Origin of the sequence: Flavobacterium oreochromis (assembly GCF_019565455.1) — a bacterium.
In the GTDB taxonomy this organism is placed as follows: domain Bacteria; phylum Bacteroidota; class Bacteroidia; order Flavobacteriales; family Flavobacteriaceae; genus Flavobacterium; species Flavobacterium oreochromis.
In genome coordinates this window covers 516,917-541,141 of record NZ_CP067377.1, presented here as the reverse complement: position 1 = coordinate 541,141, position 24,225 = coordinate 516,917, and the positions used below count along the sequence as shown (strand labels likewise).

The 24,225-nt window shown below is 29.3% G+C and carries 28 protein-coding genes, 5 tRNA genes and 1 pseudogene; 31 read left to right on the top strand and 3 right to left on the bottom strand.

Translation table 11 applies throughout. From position 1 onward, the window contains the following. Positions 1-80: 80 nt before the first annotated feature. The 5 genes from JJC03_RS02675 (at position 81) to JJC03_RS02655 (ending at position 668) form a co-directional block, all read left to right on the top strand. Positions 81-153: transfer RNA gene (locus JJC03_RS02675), tRNA-Gly, on the top strand. Positions 154-171: 18 nt separating this feature from the next. Then, positions 172-255, top strand: a tRNA-Leu gene (locus JJC03_RS02670). A 94-nt stretch (positions 256-349) separates the two neighbouring features. Then, positions 350-433 (top strand) — tRNA-Leu (locus JJC03_RS02665). Between the two features lie 59 nt (positions 434-492). Then, positions 493-565, top strand: a tRNA-Gly gene (locus JJC03_RS02660). A gap of 19 nt (positions 566-584) precedes the next feature. Next, positions 585-668 (top strand) — tRNA-Leu (locus tag JJC03_RS02655). A 255-nt stretch (positions 669-923) separates the two neighbouring features. Here JJC03_RS02655 and fbp read toward each other — a convergent pair. Beyond that, positions 924-1,934 carry a class 1 fructose-bisphosphatase gene (gene fbp / locus JJC03_RS02650; RefSeq protein ID WP_235873947.1) on the bottom strand — a complete coding sequence of 337 codons (1,011 nt, stop codon included), beginning with the start codon at positions 1,932-1,934 and terminating at the stop codon, positions 924-926. Positions 1,935-2,235: 301 nt separating this feature from the next. Between fbp and JJC03_RS02645 the strand changes: the two genes are divergently transcribed. The 9 genes and pseudogenes from JJC03_RS02645 (at position 2,236) to JJC03_RS18560 (ending at position 8,803) form a co-directional block, all read left to right on the top strand. Further along, positions 2,236-3,060 (top strand): M48 family metalloprotease, encoded by an 825-nt coding sequence (locus tag JJC03_RS02645; RefSeq protein WP_088398781.1) that lies wholly within the window; start codon positions 2,236-2,238, stop codon positions 3,058-3,060. Next, a complete protein-coding gene (locus JJC03_RS02640; protein ID WP_088398780.1) occupies positions 3,060-3,542 on the top strand; it encodes a GNAT family N-acetyltransferase in 483 nt (160 codons plus the stop codon). Before JJC03_RS02645 ends, JJC03_RS02640 begins: the two co-directional genes overlap by 1 nt. 53 nt (positions 3,543-3,595) lie before the next feature. After that, on the top strand, positions 3,596-4,849 hold the full coding sequence (locus tag JJC03_RS02635; protein ID WP_088398779.1) for an aspartate kinase: 1,254 nt from the start codon (positions 3,596-3,598) through the stop codon (positions 4,847-4,849). 626 nt (positions 4,850-5,475) lie between these two features. Further along, the gene (locus JJC03_RS18580) at positions 5,476-6,201 is read left to right on the top strand and encodes a hypothetical protein (RefSeq protein WP_309597730.1); all 726 of its coding nucleotides are present in this window, start codon (positions 5,476-5,478) and stop codon (positions 6,199-6,201) included. Further along, positions 6,165-6,365: pseudogene (locus JJC03_RS19465) on the top strand (DUF8818 domain-containing protein); the annotation flags it as partial. The gene JJC03_RS18580 and the pseudogene JJC03_RS19465, both read left to right, overlap by 37 nt. A gap of 27 nt (positions 6,366-6,392) precedes the next feature. Next, complete coding sequence (locus tag JJC03_RS18575; RefSeq protein WP_309597729.1) at positions 6,393-6,923, top strand: hypothetical protein; 531 nt, start codon at positions 6,393-6,395, stop codon at positions 6,921-6,923. Between the two features lie 181 nt (positions 6,924-7,104). Then, positions 7,105-7,719, top strand: coding sequence for a hypothetical protein (locus JJC03_RS18570; protein WP_309597728.1), 615 nt, complete (start codon positions 7,105-7,107; stop codon positions 7,717-7,719). A gap of 26 nt (positions 7,720-7,745) precedes the next feature. Continuing rightward, positions 7,746-8,342, top strand: coding sequence for a hypothetical protein (locus tag JJC03_RS18565; RefSeq protein WP_309597727.1), 597 nt, complete (start codon positions 7,746-7,748; stop codon positions 8,340-8,342). Beyond that, positions 8,330-8,803, top strand: a complete 474-nt coding sequence (locus JJC03_RS18560) for a hypothetical protein (RefSeq protein WP_309597726.1) — start codon at positions 8,330-8,332, stop codon at positions 8,801-8,803. Before JJC03_RS18565 ends, JJC03_RS18560 begins: the two co-directional genes overlap by 13 nt. 175 nt (positions 8,804-8,978) lie before the next feature. Here JJC03_RS18560 and JJC03_RS02625 read toward each other — a convergent pair whose 3' ends face one another. Together JJC03_RS02625 and JJC03_RS02620 are read right to left on the bottom strand one after the other, a co-directional pair. After that, positions 8,979-9,392 carry a hypothetical protein gene (locus tag JJC03_RS02625; RefSeq protein ID WP_088398777.1) on the bottom strand — a complete coding sequence of 138 codons (414 nt, stop codon included), beginning with the start codon at positions 9,390-9,392 and terminating at the stop codon, positions 8,979-8,981. A gap of 208 nt (positions 9,393-9,600) precedes the next feature. Beyond that, positions 9,601-10,119: a helix-turn-helix domain-containing protein gene (locus JJC03_RS02620; RefSeq protein WP_235873946.1), complete on the bottom strand. Its 519-nt coding sequence runs from the start codon at positions 10,117-10,119 to the stop codon at positions 9,601-9,603. Positions 10,120-10,507: 388 nt separating this feature from the next. On the opposite strand from JJC03_RS02620, the gene JJC03_RS02615 reads away from it, so the two are divergent. From JJC03_RS02615 to JJC03_RS02535, 17 genes are all read left to right on the top strand, one after another. Further along, positions 10,508-10,684 carry a hypothetical protein gene (locus tag JJC03_RS02615; RefSeq protein WP_235873945.1) on the top strand — a complete coding sequence of 59 codons (177 nt, stop codon included), beginning with the start codon at positions 10,508-10,510 and terminating at the stop codon, positions 10,682-10,684. A 119-nt stretch (positions 10,685-10,803) separates the two neighbouring features. Further along, a complete protein-coding gene (locus JJC03_RS02610; RefSeq protein ID WP_235873944.1) occupies positions 10,804-11,565 on the top strand; it encodes a hypothetical protein in 762 nt (253 codons plus the stop codon). Positions 11,566-11,589: 24 nt separating this feature from the next. After that, positions 11,590-12,414, top strand: coding sequence for a hypothetical protein (locus tag JJC03_RS02605; RefSeq protein WP_235873943.1), 825 nt, complete (start codon positions 11,590-11,592; stop codon positions 12,412-12,414). A gap of 47 nt (positions 12,415-12,461) precedes the next feature. Further along, entirely contained in the window at positions 12,462-12,938 is a 477-nt protein-coding gene (locus JJC03_RS02600) for a DUF4280 domain-containing protein (RefSeq protein ID WP_088398818.1), read from the top strand. Positions 12,939-12,940: 2 nt separating this feature from the next. Continuing rightward, positions 12,941-15,778: a hypothetical protein gene (locus tag JJC03_RS02595; protein ID WP_235873942.1), complete on the top strand. Its 2,838-nt coding sequence runs from the start codon at positions 12,941-12,943 to the stop codon at positions 15,776-15,778. 235 nt (positions 15,779-16,013) lie between these two features. Further along, the gene (locus JJC03_RS02590; protein ID WP_235873941.1) at positions 16,014-16,172 is read left to right on the top strand and encodes a hypothetical protein; all 159 of its coding nucleotides are present in this window, start codon (positions 16,014-16,016) and stop codon (positions 16,170-16,172) included. A 339-nt stretch (positions 16,173-16,511) separates the two neighbouring features. Further along, positions 16,512-16,976 carry a hypothetical protein gene (locus tag JJC03_RS02585; RefSeq protein WP_235873940.1) on the top strand — a complete coding sequence of 155 codons (465 nt, stop codon included), beginning with the start codon at positions 16,512-16,514 and terminating at the stop codon, positions 16,974-16,976. A gap of 1 nt (position 16,977) precedes the next feature. Beyond that, positions 16,978-17,775 (top strand): hypothetical protein, encoded by a 798-nt coding sequence (locus tag JJC03_RS02580; protein WP_088398771.1) that lies wholly within the window; start codon positions 16,978-16,980, stop codon positions 17,773-17,775. A gap of 92 nt (positions 17,776-17,867) precedes the next feature. Then, positions 17,868-18,059 (top strand): hypothetical protein, encoded by a 192-nt coding sequence (locus JJC03_RS02575; RefSeq protein WP_235873939.1) that lies wholly within the window; start codon positions 17,868-17,870, stop codon positions 18,057-18,059. 159 nt (positions 18,060-18,218) lie between these two features. Continuing rightward, complete coding sequence (locus JJC03_RS02570; protein WP_235873938.1) at positions 18,219-19,142, top strand: hypothetical protein; 924 nt, start codon at positions 18,219-18,221, stop codon at positions 19,140-19,142. 121 nt (positions 19,143-19,263) lie between these two features. Next, entirely contained in the window at positions 19,264-20,487 is a 1,224-nt protein-coding gene (locus JJC03_RS02565; RefSeq protein ID WP_235873937.1) for a hypothetical protein, read from the top strand. Positions 20,488-20,604: 117 nt separating this feature from the next. After that, positions 20,605-21,108 carry a hypothetical protein gene (locus tag JJC03_RS02560; RefSeq protein ID WP_235873936.1) on the top strand — a complete coding sequence of 168 codons (504 nt, stop codon included), beginning with the start codon at positions 20,605-20,607 and terminating at the stop codon, positions 21,106-21,108. Continuing rightward, positions 21,089-21,460, top strand: a complete 372-nt coding sequence (locus tag JJC03_RS02555; RefSeq protein WP_235873935.1) for a hypothetical protein — start codon at positions 21,089-21,091, stop codon at positions 21,458-21,460. Before JJC03_RS02560 ends, JJC03_RS02555 begins: the two co-directional genes overlap by 20 nt. Beyond that, positions 21,448-21,702 carry a hypothetical protein gene (locus tag JJC03_RS02550; RefSeq protein ID WP_235873934.1) on the top strand — a complete coding sequence of 85 codons (255 nt, stop codon included), beginning with the start codon at positions 21,448-21,450 and terminating at the stop codon, positions 21,700-21,702. The genes JJC03_RS02555 and JJC03_RS02550 overlap by 13 nt, the downstream gene beginning before the upstream one ends. Before the next feature lies 1 nt (position 21,703). Then, positions 21,704-22,501, top strand: a complete 798-nt coding sequence (locus JJC03_RS02545; protein ID WP_088400290.1) for a hypothetical protein — start codon at positions 21,704-21,706, stop codon at positions 22,499-22,501. Positions 22,502-22,593: 92 nt separating this feature from the next. Next, a complete protein-coding gene (locus JJC03_RS02540; protein WP_235873933.1) occupies positions 22,594-23,601 on the top strand; it encodes a hypothetical protein in 1,008 nt (335 codons plus the stop codon). A 12-nt stretch (positions 23,602-23,613) separates the two neighbouring features. Beyond that, the gene (locus JJC03_RS02535) at positions 23,614-24,222 is read left to right on the top strand and encodes a hypothetical protein (protein ID WP_235873932.1); all 609 of its coding nucleotides are present in this window, start codon (positions 23,614-23,616) and stop codon (positions 24,220-24,222) included. Positions 24,223-24,225: the final 3 nt, after the last annotated feature.

Below are 24,225 nucleotides of genomic sequence, written 5' to 3'. Positions count from 1 at the left end.
TCAAGTGCTTGCAAATACTGATTCTTGTTGTATATTTGCACTCGCAATACGGAAGTAAAGCAAAGTTCTTTAGAGATAATGCGAAAATAGCTCAGTTGGTAGAGCGCAACCTTGCCAAGGTTGAGGTCGCGGGTTCGAACCCCGTTTTTCGCTCTATTACTAGAATAGTATGCTCGAGTGGTGGAATTGGTAGACACGCTGGACTTAAAATCCAGTGAACATTAGTTCGTGCGGGTTCAAGTCCCGCCTTGAGTACAAAGCTTCTTACTCAGTAAGAAGCTTTTTTTAACAAGCATTTTACAGTGCTTAAAAATACGTTCATGATTATATAAGCTTTTAAAAAAAATACGCTCGAGTGGTGGAATTGGTAGACACGCTGGACTTAAAATCCAGTGAACATTAGTTCGTGCGGGTTCAAGTCCCGCCTTGAGTACAAAGCTTTCTTACTGAAAGATTTTTTAATCTGCTTATGCCTATAATAGTACTGAATTTGCGAAAATAGCTCAGTTGGTAGAGCGCAACCTTGCCAAGGTTGAGGTCGCGGGTTCGAACCCCGTTTTTCGCTCTATAACTAAAAATATAATGCTCGAGTGGTGGAATTGGTAGACACGCTGGACTTAAAATCCAGTGAACATTAGTTCGTGCGGGTTCAAGTCCCGCCTTGAGTACAAAGCTTCTTACTTAGTAAGGAGCTTTTTTTTGGATTAATTTTTTGGATCACCTTTTAGGTAAAATAAAAAAGAGTGTCTAAAAAGTTCTAAACTTATTATTTAATTTCGTTTATTGGCTTTACTCTAGTTGACTAAAGCCTGCTTACCCGAGTAGGTAGCGTAAATTTACTACTATTAAATATAAGAAGACTCCTTCTTGCGTTGGAGTAACAAATAACCTGTTTGTTTTTTACCTTTTAGACACTCTTATTTTTATTGCTGATTTATTTTCATAAATTCTTCTGCCTTGTCAACCATGTTGTAACTTCCGCAAAAGAAAGGGACTCTTTGGTGTAACTCAGTAGGGGCAATTTCCATTATTCTTCTATAACCATCAGATGCTTTTCCGCCTGCTTGCTCTGTGATAAATGCCATAGGATTGCACTCATATAATAGTCTTAGTTTTCCATTAGGGGCTTTAGAGCTAGGAGGATACATATAAATACCTCCTTTAATCATGTTTCGGTGAAAATCAGCTACTAAACTACCAATGTAACGAGAAGTATAAGGGCGATCAGCCTCTTCTTTTTGGCAGTATTTTAAATAATCTTTTACGCCTTGAGGGAAGTGAACGTAGTTACCTTCGTTAATAGAATAAATCTTTCCATCTTTTGAAAATTGCATATTTGGATGTGAAAGATAAAAAGTACCTATTGCAGGATTTAGTGTAAAACCGTTTACGCCATTTCCTGTTGTATAGACAAGCATCGTAGAAGTACCGTAAATAACATATCCAGCAGCAACTTGATTTATACCAGGTTGTAAGAAATCTTCTAGTTGAACGGGTGTGCCTACTGGTGTAATTCTTCTGTATACAGAAAAAATAGTTCCAACAGATACATTTACGTCTATATTAGAAGATCCGTCTAAAGGATCCATAAGGACAACATATTTGTTATTGTGGCTGTTATCTGCTCCTGAAATAGTAATAAAGTCATCGTTCTCTTCGCTTGCTATTCCGCAAACAATTTCTCTATTAATTAGTGTTTGAATGAATACTTCATTAGCATATACATCCAGTTTTTGTTGGTCTTCTCCTTGTATATTTGTTTCACCTGCTGCTCCTACAATGTCTACTAATCCAGCTTGTGTTACTTTATGATTGACTACTTTAGCAGCTAAACGTATTGAGTTGATGATTCTTGAGAGCTCTCCTGAAGAATATTGAAAATCATTTTGTTTTTCTATAATAAATTCGCCAAGGGTTCTGTTGCGTTCTTCCATAATTATTATGCAGTTAGTATTGCAAAGATGGGATTTATTTTTTAAAAATAAAGTAACCTGTATCATGTAAGTCGTAATCTTTGAATAAAATAGATAGAGAATTTAAATTATTGTTATAATATAAAGGAATCAAAGGTTGTTTTTTATGTCTTTATATTCTTTGTGTCGCCTCCTTATGGTTGTTTTTGTTTTAAAAATTGTAGAAAATTTTTATTCTGTGAAGTTGTTTAAAATAAATTATACTTCTCTTATCTTTGTTCGTGGCAGTATGCTTGTTATAACTAAATAAAATTAAAATAACATGAAAAAAATACAATTGGCAGTAGGTTTATTGGCTTTAATGCCTTTCACAATGAGTGCTCAAATTAATTTAGGAGAAAAAGCTTTGGGTGCTTTGCAAAAAGGAGTAGCAGGTTTTACATTTTCTGATGCAGATGCGGCTCAATTATCTAAAGCATCTGTTGACAAGATGGATAAAGAAAATCCTATTGCTGGTCCTAAAGATCCTTATACATTACGATTAAATAAGTTGTTTGGTAAGCATAAAACAGAAAGCGGATTAACCCTTAATTTTAAAGTGTATAAAGTAAAAGAGGTAAATGCTTTTGCTTGTGCTGATGGTAGTGTTCGTGTTTTTCAAGGTTTGTTAGATGCTATGGATGATAATGAAGTATTGGCCGTAATAGGACATGAAATAGGACATGTTGTAAATCATGATACAAGAGATGCTATTCGTGCGGCTTATCAAAAAGAAGCTTTAGTAGATGCAGTAGGTTCGCAAGTAAAAGAAGTGGCTGCGGTAAGTGAAAGTACTTTGGGGAAAATAGGGAGTGCAATGGTAGATAGTCGTCATAGTCAAAAACAAGAATCAGAAGCAGATATGTTTTCATATGAATTTATGAAAAAGCATGGATATAATGTAAATGCTGTTGAATCAGCTTTTACGGTATTAGCTGGTTTAAGTCAGGGAGCTGATTCTAATTTTATGTCAAGAATCTTAAGTTCGCATCCTGATCCAAAAGATCGTGCAGAAAAAGCTAAGCAAAGAGCGGAATCAGAAGGTCTTTACAAACCATATGTTCGTCAGTTAAAAAAATCATCTGCACCTGCTAAAAAGAAAAAATAATGAAAGATTTTATTATTCGTAGAGGTACAGCTGATGATATGGGACAAGTTTTGCTCCTTATTAAAGAATTAGCATTATTTGAAAAAGAACCTGAAGCTGTAGTAGTAACAGAAGCAGATTTGATTCGTGATGGTTTTGGACCCAATCCTTTGTTTCATACTTTTTTAGCTGAATTAGATGGGGTAATAGTAGGGGTGGCTCTTTATTACTATCGTTATTCTACTTGGAAAGGAAAAACAATTCATCTAGAAGACTTAATCGTTACTCAAAACATGAGAGGAACAGGTATTGGAATAGCCTTGTATAAAGAAATAATGAAGCAAGGAGATTTAGATGGTGTTAGACGTATTGAGTGGAATGTTTTAGATTGGAATACAAATGCGATTGATTTTTATGAAAAATCAGGCGCAAGAGTACTCAATGATTGGCGCGTTGTACAAATGGATGAAAGTGGATTAGATAATTTTTTAAATAATAAATAATCATCAAGATTTAATAAATCAAGGTTTTTTAAAGTCTTGAAAAAAAGTGTGATATGAAAATATTCAAATTTGGTGGTGCATCAGTTAAAGATGCAGCGGGCGTAAAAAATGTTTTTGATGTACTTCAAAAAGTGGGGTACGAAGAGGTGTTGCTGGTGGTGTCTGCTATGGGTAAGACAACGAATGCCTTAGAAGAAGTGATAAAAAATTACTTTGAAAAATCACCTCAATTAAATCCTTCTATTCAAGAAGTTAAAAAATATCATCATCAAATACTATTCGATTTATTTGATGATGAAAATCATGACGTTTTTTACGATGTAAATGAGCACTTTGCTGATTTTGAATATTTTATAAGAAGTAATAAATCACCTAATTACAGTTATGTTTATGATCAAATTGTAAGTTTTGGAGAAATTCTATCTACTACCATTGTATCGCATTATATGAATTTTAAAGGAATCCAGTCACAGTGGATTGATGTACGTAATTATATCAAAACAGATGCAAATTATCGTGATGCAAATGTAGATTGGGAAAAAACACAAAAAGCAATTTCTAAAATAGCTAAAAAGAAACAATTATTTGTTACACAAGGGTTTTTAGGTTCTGACGAAAATGGTTTTACAACTACTTTAGGACGCGAAGGATCTGATTATACAGCTGCAATTTTTGCTTATTGTTTAAATGCAGAAAGCGTTACTATCTGGAAAGATGTTCCTGGTGTTATGAATGCTGACCCTCGTTATTTTGAAAATACAAATTTACTAAATCAAATTTCGTATAGAGAAGCTATTGAATTAGCATTTTATGGCGCTAGTGTCATTCATCCTAAAACATTACAACCATTACAGCGAAAAGAAATTCCTTTGTATGTAAAATCTTTTGTAAATCCATTATTGGCAGGAACCAGTGTGTCAAAAGGACAAGATCTTGAGCCCAAGATGCCTTGTTTTATAGTAAAAAAAGATCAAATATTACTTTCGTTATCTTCAATAGATTTTTCTTTTATTATGGAAGAAAATATCAGTGAAATCTTTGCTTTGCTTCATAAGTACAAACTTAAAGTAAGTCTTATTCAAAATTCTGCTATTAGTTTCTCGGTTTGCGTAGAAGATAAATACAACCATTTTCAGGAAATAGTAAAAGTACTTTCAAAGAAATTTAAAGTTACATATAACGAAAGAGTATCATTGTACACCGTTCGACATTTTGATCAAAACGCGGTAAACACAGTTGAAAATAATAAAACAGTGTTAGTTAGACAAATGAGTCGCGAAACATTGCAGGTAGTTACTAAAGAATAATTGTGATTTAATAAAAAAATAAAATAATACGAGCATTAAAGAAGCTGTCAAAAAGTAGAAAACGAATACTTAGTTTGTTTCTCTCATATTAAGAGATGATACAAACCATAATAAAAAATCACATAATCTGTATGGTGTGATTTTAGTGTGTAGGTTTTCAAACTTTTAGACAGTTTTTTTATTGCATAATTTGTTAAAAATCATTTTAATAAGACGCTTTTAAAAGCCTATGATCTTCTCTGTTTTACTAAAGTAAAGATCGAAGGACGTTGCTTATTTAGGTAAAGCAAAGTTCCGTGTGATAATTGTCTCATGCCTCCTTATGTTAGAGTAACAAAAAGTGTTTTGGTTTGCGTTTTTTGAGCATCTTCTAAATTTAATTAGATGAATAAAAAAAAGGGGTTTTATATGACAAAATGCTAAGATTTAAAAAAAGGCTGGTGGTATTGTTCTCTTGCTAGACAGATACAGTATAAGTTTATTTTTTAGTTTTTCTTATCTAAATAGTTTTTCAATAATTGCAATATCTTTGACCGATCTGAGTTAATAGAAATATGTTGCAAAGTCAAATCCGCTTTCTTATCTGCTTGTTGTGTTTTCCTGTTTTATTGAAAGCACAAGAGACTTTGTATAGACACAAAAAGATACCTGTACAAAAACAGATCATATTTATAGATAGTACCAGTATTAATCCGTCTTATTTTGTATTGTACGATAAAAATAAGATCAAGATAGACTCTACACTCTATAAGGTTGATTTTGTAAAGGGAACTGTTCAATTAGATTCTACTCTTAAAAGATTGGATAGCATTCATATAGATTATTTAAAATACCCTAGTTTTCTTACGAAAACTTATTCTTATTATGATGTAAATCGCTTAATTTCTTCTTCTAGTGCAGGAAGTCTTTATAAATCAGAAAACAATACTTTAAATTTATTTAAACCTTTTGATGGATTAGAAACATCTGGAAGTATCACACGGGGTCTTACAATAGGAAATAATCAAAATGCAACGGTAAACTCTAATTTAGATTTACAAATTATAGGAAAACTATCTGATAAAGTAAGCGTTAGAGCCTCTTTACAAGATAATAACATTCCGTTGCAAAACGGAGGCTATTCACAGCGATTAGATGAGTTTGATCAGGTATTTGTAGAGCTATTTTCAGATAAGTGGTCAGTACGTGGAGGCGATTTGTTTTTAGAAAATAGAAAATCACGTTTTTTAAATTTTAATAAAAAGTACAAGGAGTTTCTGTACGAGTTCATTTTGGAAAAACAGTTACTAATACTGAAACATTTCTTTCGGGTGCTATTGTTCGAGGGCAATATGCAAAGAGTACTTTTATAGGACAAGAAGGAAATCAAGGGCCTTATAAACTTCGCGGACCTAATGGCGAATTATATGTACTGGTTATTTCAGGATCTGAACGAGTATATGTAAACGGTAATTTATTAGAAAGAGGAGAAAATAAACAATATGTTATTGATTACAATGCTGGGGAGGTTACCTTTACTTCCTTGTTTCCTATAAATTCTGAAATGCGAATTGTAGTAGAATACCAGTTTTCAGAAAGAAGTTTTACGCGTTTTGTTACTTATGCAGGAGCTATTCATCAAGATAATAAGTGGCATTTAGGAGGTTTTGTTTATTCTGAAAACGATGTTAAGAATCAGCCTTTGCAACAAAGCTTATCTTCTGATCAGATTAAAATTTTAGCAGAAGCAGGTGATAATTCTGAATTAATGAACGCTTCATCTGCTGTCATAGAACCCTATACTGATAAGAAAATTTTATACAAAAAAGAAAAGATAGGAACCACTGTCATATATGTATTTTCAAATAATCCAAAAGAAGAATTGTACCAAGTTAAGTTTTCTTTAATAGGAAAAAATAAAGGAGATTATATCATAAAGGCTACTGTAGCTAATGGTCGTATTTATGAATATAAACCGCCTATTGCTGGAATTAAACAAGGCGAATATGAGCCCATTATACGACTAATTGCTCCTACAAAATTACAAATAGCTACATTATTAGGGGGTACAAACCGTCTGATAAAACAGCTATAGATTTTGAATTAGCTGTAAGTAATCATGATCTAAATTTGTTTTCAGATATAGATGATCAGAACAACAAAGGGTTAGCAGGGAAAATAAATTATAATCAAAAAATAATTGCTAAAAAAACTGGGAGCTTAGTTCATTAAATACTATTCAGTTTATTCAAAAAGAGTACAAAGCGGTTGAGCGTTTGTTTTCTATTGAGTTTGATCGTGATTGGAATTTAAAAGAACAATTGGGTAATCAACGATTGATAGCAGCTGCTTTATTACTAGATTGGTCTAAAAAAACAAGATGGAACTATCAGTTTGAAAACTTAAATTTTTCAGAGAGTTTTGCTGGTAATAGACATCTTTTGTCTGGTATTCATCAGTCTTCACGATGGTTTGTTAAACAACAAGGCAGTTTAATGAATAGTGAAAATAAAGAATTAACGTCGCAATTTATTCGTAATCAAGTTCAGTTAAAATACAAAGTACATACGAATTGGATAGGAGCTAACCAACGGTTTGAAAATAATCAAGAAATGACTAAAGCAACGATGAAATTAACAAGTTTAAGTCAACGCTTTACAGAATGGGGAGGCTTTATAGGAAGAGGCGATTCAACTAAGGTGTATGCAGAAATGGGTATGTTTTATCGTTTGAATGACTCTTTGCAATCAGGCGTGTTAAAACGGGTAAACCATTCGACTTCTTATTATATAAACTCAAAACTGATCCAGAATAACGAAGCAGATCTTTCGTTTTCTGTTAATTATCGCAAATTGTTTTTTGAAGGAAATAAAAAAATGAATCTTCTTTAAATTCAAGATTACTTTATAATCAGCGATTGCTAAAGGGGTTTATTCAATACGGATTAAGTTATGAAACCCTTTCAGGGAGTATCCCTCAACAAGAATTTAACTTTATTGAGGTTGAACCTACAAAAGGAGTGTATGCTTGGAATGATTATAATAAAAACGGAATACAAGAACTTCAAGAGTTTGAAATTGCACAATTTCCAGATCAAGCTAAGTATATAAAGGTTTTTTTACCTAATCAAAAATTTATTAAAACACATCAAAATAAATTTTCGCAATCTATTACGCTTAATCCTTTTGCTTGGACAGAAACAAAAGGATATCGGAAAATAATATCTTATTTTTATAATCAAACTAGTTTTTTAATTGATAAAAAAGTTAAGAAAGAAGGAGATCATTTTGATTTAAATCCTTTTGCTTCTTCAAAAGATCCGTTATTAGGGCTTACCTCTAGTGTACGAAATAGCTTGTTTTATAATAGAGGAAAACAACACCATTCCGTAATCTATCATTTTACTTCTAATCAATTAAAAAATTTACTCGTAACAGATGAAATAAAAATACTAATACAAGCCATCAGGTCTCGTATATTCATTTATTTAAAAAATATTGGTTGTTTAACTTAAACGGGAGTATTACTAAAAATGATGTGTATTCCGTTAGTTATGCCAGTAAAAATTTTCAATTATTAGAAAAACAATTAGAAATTAAGCTGGGCTATTTGTTTTCAAAAAATACTAGTATTGATTTGTTTTATGCGTTACAGAAGAAAAACAATAAAATGGGAGAATTAGAACGTTTGCATCAAGACCGTTTAGGAGTTTCTTTTAATCTAGCTACATCAAAAGGTTTTGTGATGAATGGTGAGTTAGCGTATATTAACAATGGTTTTGAGGGCAATTCTTTTTCTCCTGTAAGTTTTCAGATGTTAGAAGGATTACAGGTTAATAAAAATGTAACCTGGCGTATGTTATTACAAAAAAATATTACCCAATATTTAGATATTAATTTAAATTATCAAGGAAGAAAAAGTGAAACATCCCAGATTATTCATACCGGTAATGTTCAGTTACGTGCTTTTTTTTAGATGAAAGGGTAAAAAAACCAGAAGGAAGCTAATAAGTAAAAATCAATGCTCTGTTTGTCACCCCGACGCAGGGAGGAGTCTCATAATCTATATTATATGATGGTTCCTCCCTCTGGTCGAAATGAATAAAATTGCGGACTTTTAGAACTGCCGCCTTTTAATAGACTAAGCTTCTTTACTGGCTAAGACTTGTTCTTTTTTGGGTAACTAAAAGAATAAAAGCATTTATTTCTTCTAGTTCTTTTGTTAGTCGTTCTACATCTAATTCTTTTTGTAATAAGGCTACAGCGCCGTAATTAATTTTACGGTCTTCTAATAAAAATTTCTTGTATTCTAGTTTTTTTAGCTTTTTTAAATTTTCCTCCTTAATACTTCCTATAGGTAGGGTAGGAATTAGCGCATTTAATGTAGCAATTTGTGAGTTTACAGATTGTAATTCCGTATCAATACTCAGCGAAGTACTTAGATAATTTTTAGTTAATTTTACTTCGTTTAATTTTTTTAATTCAAGATTTTCTTTTTCGTTTTTAACCCATGCTAAAATAGCATCGCAATCTGATACCTGTGTTAGTTTTTCAATTGTGTACATCGTGACTAAAATTTTAAAGTTAATGTTGTTATACTTTCAAAATTCAAGCCATAATGATTTGATTTTTAATTGTTTATATTTTTTTTAACAAAAAAAGATTTTAATAATAAAAATAAGTTAAAGTACATATTATTTATTCGTTAGTTGCGTTTATAAGTTCTTTTAGCTGTAAAATAAAAAGATCATTATTTTTAGTTGTACTTGTTTTTTACTGTTTATTTTTTGACTTCCCTTTTTTAAGATACCTTAAACTTTGTTTTAGTAGTAAAATTTCTGTTTCTAGTTGAAACTGTTTTATTACGTTGTTTTTTTCTAATTTCTTTTCAGCTTTTAATTGTAGAATTGATCCAAAGTCTTTGTTTGATTCTATTTGGGTTGTAAAATCAGCTACTGTTTGTAGTGCTAAGGCTTTTTGGTAATTTTTTTTAATCTTTTTTAAAGTACGTTTAGCTTGTAGTAGTTGCAATTGTTGTTTTTCAATTGTTGTTTGTAACCATGTTAAGCATTCAGAAGGAACCATTTCTTGCTCTATCGTCTTTTCGTTCGTTCGTTCTTGTGCTGTTTTTACAAAATGAATTAATGAACTTAGTTGTATCAGAGCAGCGGTAGGAAGCTCTCTTTTTCCACCCTCGTACATAGAATACAAAGAAACAGAAATGTTTAAAAATTTTGCAATTTGTTCTTGTGTAACACCTAGGTATTCTCTTGCATATTTTCTAGCCTTCATATTAAAAATATTTGAGCACAATAAAGTAAAAAAATAAATACGCTACAAAGTTGTGTGGAAAAATTTTTTTCAAAAAAAACTACACAACTTTGTGTGGAAAAAAAATTTTTAAAAAAACTACACAACTTTGTGCGGAAAAAAATTTTCAAAAAAAAACTACACAACTTTGTGTGGAAAAAAATTTTTCAAAAAAACTACACAACTTAACGCCCTGTTGATTCATTCAAAAAAAGTTGGGCTGTTCTTACCTAAAACTGGATTATAAAAAAGACCACTCTGATTATTTTTTTTATGTAAACAGGTGTGTAAAAAACATTTTTCTAAAAAAATAAATTATTTTGTTGTTATTTAGCGTTTAATTAGTTTATTTTAACTAAACAAGGTTTTTATGAGTAATAAAATTCGTTTAAAAAACAACACACTTCAGGCTCATTTAGATTTTATGAATCCCCGTGTTTATGCTGTTTCTGTAAAATATTTTGATGATAAAAACCCTATGCCCACTAAAAGGATTGATTATGAGGCCGAAATTATCATAACGTCTAATCAAGGGGGTATTTACTAGATGTTTTTAAGAGAGCCGTATGGTTTGATCAGCACGAACCTGATCTGATTAGCGAACAGATTTCTAATGAGCTTTCTCAATCCCTTTATCCAGTACAAGTAAGAGTTGATCCTCAAAAGATGCGCTTAATAGAATATACGAATTATAATCAAATTGTGAATAGATGGTATAGAAATAAAGGAAAAGTTACGACCCGCTATGCTAGTAAAATCCTATCTGATTTTTATTCTCATTTTGAAAAAAACCTTGAAAATAGAAGTGAATTAGAAAGGAGTATGGAGTATGATGTATTCTGGAATTTTCTTTTTCATCCTAATTATATAGATTATGGAAACGAACATAGTGTAAAAACAGATTTTTATCTTGCAATTATACCGTATCAATACCCCATACAATTTAAAGGAATACAAACAATTGATACACATATTACAAATTCTGATACGGTTCGTATTGATTTTAAATCAGATGAAATGCTGGCAGCTCCTTATTTTATACAAGAAGCACTTAAAAACAAACAAGAAGGTCCTTTTTATATGCAGCTTGAGGTAGCGTATTACCTAGATGTATATTCTCTTTTTCCAGTATATATTAGAGCTAATTTTAATGTTTATACAAAAAACGCTCAAGGAATTGTAACGGTTATAAAACGAGTAGAATTTAGTCAGTATCAACAGAATGTAGAACGGAATAAAAAACCACAACAAAAAGCTCAAACTTCTTTTTTAGTAGAAGAAAAAGAGGAGGACCAAGATCATGAAATTTATAAAACATACAAAGGCCAAAATTATACTCATGAGCAATGGTTAAAATTTGAAGAAGAACAATATAAGATTTATAAAGAAAAACAAAAGAAAAGAAGCTTTTGGGATTTTTGGGAGTAATCTTTTCTAAAATTTTTAAAAAATATGAATGCAGTCCAAATATTAAAAACCCTACACGAATTTTTGAGTTATGATTATGATTCCTCTATTAAAAAAGACTCTTATCATGGCCAATTCGAAATATATCGTATGGGTGAATTTAGTAAACTTACCTACAATCCTATTCTGAATTTTCTCTTATTTAGAGATGAAAGAGGGAATGAATGGATTTATACAGATAAAACAGGCGTAAACTATTTTTTTAAAGAATTTGATTCTCAATTATTCATTCCTTCAGGAAGTACGATTTATGGGAGTAACAGATCAATCAAGCATACTCAAACGGCAGAAGAAATCTTTCATTTAGCAATCCAGTATTTTGTTCCCTATATAAGAACTCCTATCTATATACCGGTTATGTTTCCTAAAAAAATTTATGAGGAGCCTCTTATTGAGCTATTCAGTCCAATATGTGAGTACCGATATACAATTCCCATATTGATTTTGTACACTGAATCAGAACCTAATTTTTTAGATTATTGTGTAGAAATCATGAATAAAGATTGCTCTGTGTCTTTTTCAGAAAGTTATAGTAATGAATGTGCTGTCAGTTTTGTAGATGAAAAAGGAAATAAATGGCTTTATACGGATAGTGAAAAACGAAACTTTGTAAGAATAAAAAACGGGGGGCATGAATTAGAGTATTATGAAAGAGGGATTCAATATTATAATGAAAACAATACTTACATCATTTTTACGAATAGTAAAGAAGAAGTGTATGAAAAAGCATTTGCGTACTTTTCTACCTTTATAAAAAACAAAAAACATAGAAAATATAAAATAAACTTTTCTTATATATCAAATAATTGATTATTTTTAACCTATTATCAAATAAAAAACTAAAACTAAAACTAAAAATGGCATTAAAAGAAATGATTGTTCAAGGAGCGGTATGTAAATGCAACTTTGGGACCACTCCAGACAAATTAAAAGTTCTTACTCAGAGTAAGCATTATCTAAATGATCATCAAGGAGCTAGTAAATTAGCGGCTACTGATCAAGACAAAGGAACTACGTTTGAGAAAAACACCTTTGGTTCGTGCAAGAAGCAAAATAACAATCCTTGTAGCGCTGTTGTAACAGAGTGGAGCGGATATTATAAAAAAATAGCGCTGAGCCCTTTAGGAGGCCATCCGCTTTTAGAAGACAGTAAGGCTACCTGTCCTATAGGAGGAAAAGATTGTATAACAATTTTAAAAAGCGGACAGGTGGCAGAACCCTCAAAACAAAATTTTAAAAATGCAGATCCAGAATTACTCTCTCATATACTCCCCTTGATAAATATGAAGAAATTTGAGCAAAAACAGCCCTATAGTCATATGAAAACAGTATAACGATGACAAAGATTATAGGTTGTAAATTTGATCGAGATGAAATAGTAATTTACAGACACAAAAAAGAAATTATAGATGCCCATACTCAAAAACTATTAGAAGAAGAAAGAAAAAAAGTTCGTAAAGATGATGTTGTAGTGGTTGATATGGGATATACAAACCACGCTACATTTTATTTAGATGCCTCTTGTTTTGAGAATGAAGCCCTGGTACCTAATAGTAAATGGGCTGTAGTATATCAAGATGCTTTTGCAGAAGCCCAGATACAACACAAAACCATACCATCATCACTATGGGCTTTAAATGAAGGCCGTGTTCCTATAGATTATTTAGGAATGAAAAGGCATTATAAAATAGGAAATAGCCTTACGGTTAAGCTATTAGAAAATAGCCAATCAGTGTATTACTACGGTTATATCCAAAAAGTAATTGTTTTTACAGACCGTCCAGAAGAAGGATTTAGTTTTAGCATAATTCCCGTATCAAGACCACGAATTAGTTTTGCCTATTTTGAAAATAGTGAAAAAAATTGGAGGTACGGAGAAATAGTGAACCTTTCTATTCATTATCATAATTTATGTACAACAAATCATGATACACTCTTTTCACAAGTTTTTATAGTAGAAGCAAACGAAGCTAATGCTGCAATAAAAGCAGAAGAAGGAGACGATATAGATTTAGAAAGCTTAAAAGAATCAAGCGTTTGGCAAAGTGGAGAATTTAAGATGGCCCAAGTAGATAAAAAAGCAACAGGCTTTAATAGTCGAATTCCCTTTAGCGTTCTGATAGACTATGAAAAATGGAGAAAAGGAGAAGCAAAAGAAAAAACATTTTCCCTTATAGTAGTAGTGTACCGTACAGAATACCCTTATAATATAAAGAGCGAAAAAGTAGTTTCATTTCGAAATTTTATAACAAATCCCACAAAAGATCTTTATCAATACAATCCAGAAACCTTATCCTTAAAAGATATAAATATAAAAGAAGACGCTATATCTAGTAGGATTGTTGTTCAAAAAGATTTTATGAGCGAGATTTTAGCTAAAAGAGAAATAGAAGTGAACAATATGATACAATATGTAGGGGATATAGCATATAATAGGAAAGAATATGATCCTTGCGGATATTCAAAAATAACAATAAAAGATGAAGACGATGATGAAAGAGAGGCGCTGGTTATTTTTGATGAAAACAACATTCCGGCCCCAAAAGATCAGACCGAAAAAATATTTGGGATAATTGCAGGAGATAAAAGAAAAAAGATATCCATTACAATAGATCAGCTAAAAAACAAAAGAGTATTTTGTCATGGATTGTTGTTGGAAGCAGGAGAAGATCATAGTAAACAAAAAAATGTTTTTCAAGTAGATAAAGTATATACTGCTAAAAAAATAAGAGATAAAAACAATCACGAGATCTATCTTGAAAAAAAAGACCACACCCATCAAGAGCAATTAAAAAAGTCAAATAGTCCTATTACTAAAGAAAATAAAGAAGATTATGATGTCATAAGAACAGATAATAGTTATAATCCATCAGCAGTTCAGGGTTGGCAAGAAGGGCTTGATTATAAATTTGAAGGAGCTAATCAACTGGTTATTATGCCAAGTTATATTTATAATAAAACGATCCTAGAAAATATACCAACGACTATTTCGAGTTCATTAGGTAAAGAAGCACTTAACACCTTATGGTTATTTAATTATTTTATATTAAAAGAAGATTTAGCTCAAACTTATTTTCTTCCTATATCCACTTGTCGTTACCCTAATCAATTAGCTAAAATAAAAGTATATCCGGATATAGAGTGGGAGGTTGCATTTTTGATTACTGTAGGTACAGGGTATTCAGGGAATATTAGATACTCTAGAAGAAGAATGAATGGCTATCATCAAAATTTTGGGTTCCGATACCTGGTCGATGAATTAAATATTAATGCTACAAAAACATCTAATCTAGGATGGAGTTTAAAGGCAAAAGCTGCTGAAAACAGTAAAGAACATGAAGTATCATTAGAAGGTATTAAAAAAGTTATGGATACTGCTGTGGAAGCATTTAATGTTACAAGGAAATATTTAGAAATGTTTAATCCAGATAATAATGATGGAACGCCTAGCCTTGCACAATCTAGACGAGTAATAGATATAGATTTTGAAATAGATCCTCCTAATATTGGTTTTGCTTTAGGATGGAAGTTTGATAAAGCAAGTAATGATGAAATAGTTCCTATATATACAGGAGGATTAAGAGCTGATCCTTTAATAGGATTAACAATATCTGTTGACTTAGTTCCATTAGTTAGGTTAATTCCTTATGTAGGATCTGCTGTAGATTGGCTTATAAAAGTAATAACTAGAATTACAAGATCTGATGTGTACATTACGTTTGAAAGTTCAATGGCAGTATCAGGCGATTTAAGTCTTTCATATAATAAAATAGATGGTTTTAAGAATAAAGGAAAGCAAATAATGAAGGTTACTCCGCAAGTTACTATTAAAACAGGATGTAAGAGTAAAGATATCATAGTAATTCCATCCGTTACAAGAGGGGGGATTAAATATCCTGAACAAGAGGTTGAAAAATGGCAAGTGCAAGGAAGCGTAGCTACTTCTTTTGTCTTTGAAAAAGAATGGGGATATAATAAAAATAAAAAGATGAATTATGAACGTTCTAAAGTAAAGTTTGATGGTGCAAAAGTAACTTTTATTGTTAACAACATAATTGATAGAAGAAGAATTGATTATAAGATGGTATATCAAGAGAGTTTCGTACTAATTCCTCCATCAGATGATAATGATCCAATTTATGATTCCAATGAGGTATATATAAAAACAAATTAAATAATATGAAAACTATCTTAATCAATATTTTTTGTTTGATAATTTTTAGTTGTAATTCTCAAAATAAAAAGAATCAATACCAAAGTGATAAAAATGCAGAATATTTTCAACTAAATAATATAAAAGATTCTTTATTGTCAAAAGCTGAGTATACAACTACTCAATATAAAAAGAATTTAATTTATATAGAATTAACTACCCTGAGAAATTTCCAGTTCAATTTGATAGAGAAAAAATGCTATTCGATTATATTGTTATTTGGGAAGAAAAAAATAATAAAGAAATTGTTCTAATAGAATTTGAAGGAGATATAGATGCTCTGAACAATAATAAAATAAATGATCTTTTAACCAAGAATTTCCAAAAAATTGATTTGGATAGTAAAAAAGATTAAAAGAATTTATTGAAGATCCAACTGTATTTTTTTATCATAAAAATGACTTATTTAAATCAAATGATGTGTATGTTTTTATGGAAACAATCAATTTCAAAGACAAAAAAGAAAAAAATAGAATAAACTTATACTTCTATAAATATCCTTTTGATAGATTTTTGTTAGAGCAAAATTTAATTAACGGTAGAATAATTGACAAATGAAAAACATTATTTTTTTAATAAATTATTGTTTATTATTTATGAGTAGTTGTAATTCTCAAAATAAAGAAAATCCAAAAAAATTGGTAATGGAGCTTTTCGTTTAGAAAAGATTACGTTTAAAGAAAATAAAGATACTTTGTTCTCTAAGGTAAATCCAATTTTAGAATCGAATAAATATAGTAACATAGATATTTATTTTATTGAATCCGATCAAGAAGTAACAATGATTGGAAATGAATTTTTAGACTTCTCAAGAATGGATTGGTATATAAATAAGTATGAAAGGGAAATAATTGCATTGGATATTTTTAGCTCTAAACTTCCTAGTAGAAATTATGAAAATGTTTTGAATTTTTTAGGGGAAAATTTTGAAAAGAAAGATTTAACAAATTATAAAATATTTGATACAAGTAAAAAAATATTAAAGGCTTACACTAATACTTATTTATTTAAAAGTAATGATAAATATATATTAATTGATTATACCATTTTTGAAAAAAATAGAGATAGTGATAATTTTAGAATAAGAATTTATAAATATCCTTTTGATAAAAATTTGATTAAAGAAAATTTAATAGATAAGTTAATTTTAAATAATTGAAATGTATAAACATCCTTTTTATCTTGCAGAAATTCAAATAAGAAATTGCCAAGTTCAGTTATTGATTAATGATGTGCCTTGTTTTGACTCTTATAAAGAAGGAGGAACAGCCGTAGACTGGCCAATTAATGAATATATATTAAGTTCAGGAAAGCAATTTTATACTATCCATGCTAATTGTTTTGAAAACGAGAGTGCAATTAGTAAGTATGCTTCTATTGATTTCAAAATAACAGTTAGAGACGCTTTTGACTTTTCTATTCCAAAGCAAACAATAAAACAACATTTTAAAATTTCTTTTGAAGAAAAAGAGACTCAAATGTATAGTACTGGAAGTTTTTTTGAAGTTGAAATTCCTTATACTTTAGAAGGTTGGAGTAATTCTTTCAGTTTTTCAGATTATGTAAACGGAAACAATGCAATAAAACAAAGACTATTTAAAGAACTTAAAGAGTATTACGAACTCTTTTATCAAATTATAAAAGAAAGAGATATAGATAAGTATAACTTATTAAATGCGGAACGTTTTGAAGAAATAACCACCGCTTTTTATCTTACAAAAGAAGAAAAAGAGAGCAGGAAAAAGACTATACTAAATTCTTCAAGACAAGACGTACACAAAATAGATTTTTCTAACTATTTATTAAAATTTTATGGAAATAAAGATCAAATAGTAGGGATAAAAATAAAAGATCAACCATGTGGTTTTGTATTTGAAAATGAAGAAGGTATGATAATCACAGAATTAGCTCTTTTTCATCAGAAGGATAATGAAAGTAAGCTTTCTTTAATAAGATAACAAACTTATTTCTTCTTATATCCACTTGTCGTTACCCTAATCAACTAGCTAAAATAAAAGTATATCCGGATATAGAGTGGGAGGTTGCATTTTTGATTACTACAGGTACGGGGTATTCAGGGAATATTAGATACTCTAGAAGAAGAATGAATGGCTATCATCAAAATTTTGGGTTCCGATACCTGGTCGATGAATTAAATATTAATGCTACAAAAACATCTAATCTAGGATGGAGTTTAAAGGCAAAAGTTGCTGAAAACAGTAAAGAACATGAAGTATCATAAAATTTAATGGACTTGATGCTAAAATTATTGTAAAATTTAGTGCAAAAAGTGAAGCTAATGGGGATCCTGAAGACCCAGAAGAAAAAGTTTACTATATCAAATCAATTATAGACTCAAAAGACCCATGGAAAATAGATGTTTTATAAAAAGATAGGAATAATGATCTTACTTATAACCTCATTATTATCTAATTGCCAACAAAATAATACCAACCCGAAAAAAGAACAGATGCAAACTATTATACCTAAAGAAAAACAGATTACCTACGCAGTACACATTAATGCTATGACCCCTTATGAATTATATTTAGATGATATTCTTATAGACTTTTTTTATCGAGACAATATGAATACCACCGTAGAACTAAATCCCTATCTATTAGAAAACGGAACGCACAAGTTAAAAATAAGATACCTTCCACCAACAGATAGTCCAGATGGATTTTTAAATCCTAAAGACATTATTTTTAATAAAGATGCTAAGTGGGATTTATATTTTGTTAAACTTAACAAAGATCCTAATGTTCCATTAGGTTACACGAATGAAATAGATTATGGGAGTAGTGAATTAAAAATAATAGCTCCCCCTACTAAACTGCCTTTTTGGGAGCAAGAATGGGATTTAGACATAAAAGATTTACCTTATAAATTAAAAGGTTGGAGCGAAAGTGAAGATTTATCTAAAATGGATAAAGATCTTTTAGAAAAAGAAGTTTTGAAAAAATATAATGAACTAAAAGATCTTTTGAATTTAGGAAAAATTGATGATTATTTGAATTTAGGGAAAAATAAAAATTATGAATTAGATATATGCACATATACAACTGAGGAACAATCAAAGATTGATTATCAGGATAATTTGGAACTTATGTCTAAACTTTGTTTTAATAATATGCAACCTATTAATGATTATGTACTAAAATTATACGCTAACGGACGTTTAGTTACATTAGAGAGACCTAGAGGAGAATATAAAAATTGGTCTGCTCTGATGAGTAAAACACCAGAAGGTAGGGTTACAGACTGGGGAGTGAGATTGCACAAGCCTAAAGGATCAGATCATTTTGAAATTATCAGAAAATAGCAAAAAGTATTCAAAATAATAATGATAAGGAAGGAATGGATACCGTGTAAAAGTCTTGATCTTGTAGGGTTGGCAAGAAGGGCTTGATTATAAATTTGAAGGAGCTAATCAACTGGTTATTATGCCAAGTTATATTTATAATAAAACGATCCTAGAAAATATACCAACGACTATTTCGAGTTCATTAGGAAAAGAAGCACTTAACACCTTATGGTTATTTAATTATTTTATATTAAAAGAAGATTTAGCTCAAACTTATTTTCTTCCTATATCCACTTGTCGTTACCCTAATCAACTAGCTAAAATAAAAGTATATCCGGATATAGAGTGGGAGGTTGCATTTTTGATTACTACAGGTACGGGGTATTCAGGGAATATTAGATATGAACGAAAGAGATTAAACAGTATTCATAAAGGATATAAGTTTAAATATCTAAAAGATGATTTACAGATAGGAGTTACTAAATCCTCTACTATTGGTTACTCTATTATGGGAAAATGTATTGTAAATGAAGAGGAACATTCATTAGGTTTTGAAGGAATACAGAAATCTGTTGATTTACTTGTTTCTACATTTAATGCGTGTAAAGAAATTCTAGAAGTATTGAATCCAGAAGGTATAAATGTGAATGAAAGCAATGCAGTAAGTAAGAAAGTTATAAAAATTGATTTTGCTATTGATCCTCCAAATATAGGTTTTGCGTTGAGTAAAAAGTTTGGAGAAGCCAGTAATAAAAGAATTGTACCTATTTATAAAGGAGGATTTCGTGCGGATCCTTTTATAGGAATAACAATTAGTGTAGACTTAGTTCAAGTGTTGGGAAATACTAATTTAATAGGAAAAATAATATTATGGATTATTGATAAAATTAAATATTTGACAAAATCTGAAATTTATATAACATTTGAGGCAGGTTTATCTGTAAAATTTGATTTTAAATTATCATATAATTTAGTTGATGGTTTTGATAAGAATGGGAATGCTGAACAGGAAATAATAGTAGAAGTACCAATAAGTATAAAGGCAGGATGTAAAAGTGAAGATGTTGTTATTATTCCTGCTGTAACAAAAGGAGGTCGAACATATCCAGAACATGAGGAACAAAAATGGGAAGTAGAAGGAGATTTAAGTACAACATTTACTTTTACAAAAACATATGGTTATGACCAAAATAAACAATATGAAAAATCGAAGGGCATTTGGAATTCTGCAGAAATTACAATTAGTTGTTATGAATTAGTAACATCTAAAATTATTCGTTCACCTGTAAAAAGTGATAAGTTTAAATTATTTGATGAAAAAACATTATTTGACAATCCTAAAACTTATGTAGATGAAAATTAATTTGATATTTATTTTTTTTATCTTAAATGCTTTTTATCCTTGTAGAGCTCAGGAAAGAGCAATAGCATGTAAAAATAAATTTGATTTAAATTCTATTAATTTTAAAAAGAAAAAGAATTGAATAAAATTTTTAGATTAGAGGTAGGTTCTTATGGAACTCACTTTACAAAAAATAAAGAATGGTTAATAAATAAAAATGATATACGTGGATATATATATAGATTAAAAGATACTAGTACTTGTATTAGTTTTTTTAATGAGAAAATAATAGCTAATCGTGATTACACCATTTATTTAGATTTGACTAAAAAGATATATGCTTATTCTTTGCAAGCTAAAGGTGTTGAACGTATTGAAAATAATATAAATCAATACATGACATTCTATAAAAAATATCTGTCAACTAATTTGAGTGAAAATGAATCAAAGAAACTTTTTCAAAATTTTCCTGGAAATGAGAAAATTTTAAAGTTTGATTTTCCAGATAAAATAGTAATGATTAATTATATAAACAATGATAATTATCCAAATAGTTTAATAATTAGAGTATTGACAAAGAATACTTTAGAAGAAGAATCTTATAACATAATAGATCAAGAATATGAAATTTACATTCAATAATTTTTTTTTAATATTTTCTATACTTTTCTTATCAAACTGTCAAAGTCAACAAAACAAAAAATATATAGGTCTAAAATACGGGAGTTTTGATATAGATAAGTTAACCTTTACAGAAAATATAGATACATTATTTTCAAAAATTCCTCATGTTGAAATTCTAAAAGATATAAATGGGAGAAAAATGAGAGTATTTAGGGTTAAACCAATAGCTCAAGATAAAAAATTGTTTAAATATTTCAATATTGAAGATGGAGATACGGAGTTTTATATTGATGACAAAAATGAGTTAGTTAGAGCTTATGATATGATAAGAACAACAAAAAAGGATCTGAAGAATTTATGGAAGAAATAAGAAAAAAATATTCTTCTTATGAAATTAAATCAGATAAAAATAAATATATCGATGATATTTTTATAGGGATAATAAATTCTAAATTAATATATGTAACTAAAACCTGTGTTACAGAAGGAACTTATAAAGGAGAATGTAGTATTATATATAATATTTGTAAATATCCTCAAAAAGATAAAGATATTATTAGTTTTATGTCTTTATATGTTATTAATGTAGAAAATTTACTAAAAAACAAGTAAAATGCAACATAATTTTAATAATCCTATTTACGAAATTTCTATAAATTCAAGAGAGTGTGCAATAGTTTTAAGAGTTAATGATATACCTTGTTTTTCAAATTTTAATAAAGGAGGAATGGCTGTAGATTGGCCAATCAATCCTAACATATTACGTTCAGGAAAGCAATCTTTTTTGTTAGAAATATTTCCTTATGAAAAGGAAATACTAATAAATAATAAAGCATTTGTAGAATTAAAAATAGCGGTGAGAGACAAGTTTGATAATTCAAAATCAAAAATTTTACTTTTAGAGGTAGAACCTGTATGTTTTTCAAAGCAAAAAGAAAATATTCAATATTATAAGATATTTGATGTATTTGATGCTCAAGTTCCTTATGTGAATGAGGGATGGATTAATTCAATGTATATTTTAGAAGAAAAAAAAGAAAATTTAATAAAAGAGATTGATATATTTTATGATGAACTTTATCATATTTTTAAAACTTCAGACATAGAAAATTATAAACTTAAAATATCAGAAAGATATTCTGAATTGTGTAACTCATTTTATTTATCTTCTTTAGAAATGAAAAGAAGGGAAGTTTCATTTATACCAAAATTTAAAGGCATTATTAAAAGAGATAATATTGAAAAATATGATCTAAATTTTTATGGTAATGGTAGAGTAGTAGGTATAAATATTCCTTTTGAACCCGTGGCTTTAAAATTTTCATCAAACGATGAGGAAGATAATATAATATATGAACAAGCATTATTTCATCGTAAAAAGAATGAAAGTAAGCTTTCTTTAATAAGATAACAAACTTATTTCTTCCTATATCCACTTGTCGTTACCCTAATCAATTAGCTAGAATAGAAGTATATCCGGATATAGAGTGGGAGGTTGCATTTTTGATTACTACAGGTACGGGGTATTCAGGGAATATTAGATACTCTGGAAGAAGAATGAATGGCTATCATCAAAATTTTGGGTTCCGATACCTGGTCGATGAATTAAATATTAATGCTACAAAAACATCTAATCTAGGATGGAGTTTAAAGGCAAAAGCTGCTGAAAACAGTAAAGAACATGAAGTATCATTAGAAGGTATTAAAAAAGTTATGGATACTGCTGTGGAAGCATTTAATGTTACAAGGAAATATTTAGAAATGTTTAATCCAGATAATAATGATGGAACGCCTAGCCTTGCACAATCTAGACGAGTAATAGATATAGATTTTGAAATAGATCCTCCTAATATTGGTTTTGCTTTAGGATGGAAGTTTGATAAAGCAAGTAATGATGAAATAGTTCCTATATATACAGGAGGATTAAGAGCTGATCCTTTAATAGGATTAACAATATCTGTTGACTTAGTTCCATTAGTTAGGTTAATTCCTTATGTAGGATCTGCTGTAGATTGGCTTATAAAAGTAATAACTAGAATTACAAGATCTGATGTGTACATTACGTTTGAAAGTTCAATGGCAGTATCAGGCGATTTAAGCCTTTCATATAATAAAATAGATGGTTTTAAGAATAAAGGAAAGCAAATAATGAAGGTTACTCCGCAAGTTACTATTAAAACAGGATGTAAGAGTAAAGATATCATAGTAATTCCATCCGTTACAAGAGGGGGGATTAAATATCCTGAACAAGAGGTTGAAAAATGGCAAGTGCAAGGAAGCGTAGCTACTTCTTTTGTCTTTGAAAAAGAATGGGGATATGATTTAGATGTTGGTAAATACTATGAAGAATCTAATGTTAAATTTAATGGAGCTAAAATGACAATTACTGTAAGTGAATTAATTAATAATCGTAGAATAGATTTTAAAGCATTTAAGCAGGAAACATTCGAATTAATACCTCCAGATTCTGAAAATGTTGGGCTTTATACCTCTGGAAAAATATACATATAAAAATAAAAAATTATGAGGATAATAATAGGAATTATATGTTTTTTATATATAAGTGATTGTAAATCACAGTATCAAGAAAATTTGAAGTATTTAGAAAAAAAATCTAATCCTTTTTATATAGATAAAATAACTTTTAAAGAAAATAAAGATACTTTGTTTTCCTCAGTTACCTATATATTAGCTAATATCAATAATAAGGTTAATTTATATAATATTGATTTTCCTGAAAATATTTTAACTAATATAGGAAGTATAAATTTAAGGTTTGATTATATGCAATTTTGGGTAAATCAAAAAACGGATAATTTAATTTTTTTAGAATTACAAGCAGATTCAAATGAAAAAATGAATGAAGATATTATAAAAAATTTTGATAAAAATTTTAAAAGGGTTGAATTGACGGATAAAAAAATATTAGATAAAGAGATTAAAGATATCAATACTTTTATGTATCATAAACGTTATTTGTTTAAATCTTCAGATATTTATTTTTACTTGGATACGATAACATTTAAAGATAAAAAAGAAGAAGGAAGAATTCATCTATATGTGTACAAGTATCCTTTTGATAGTATTTTAATAGAACTAAATCAGATAAATCATAAAATCATAAATCAATAAACT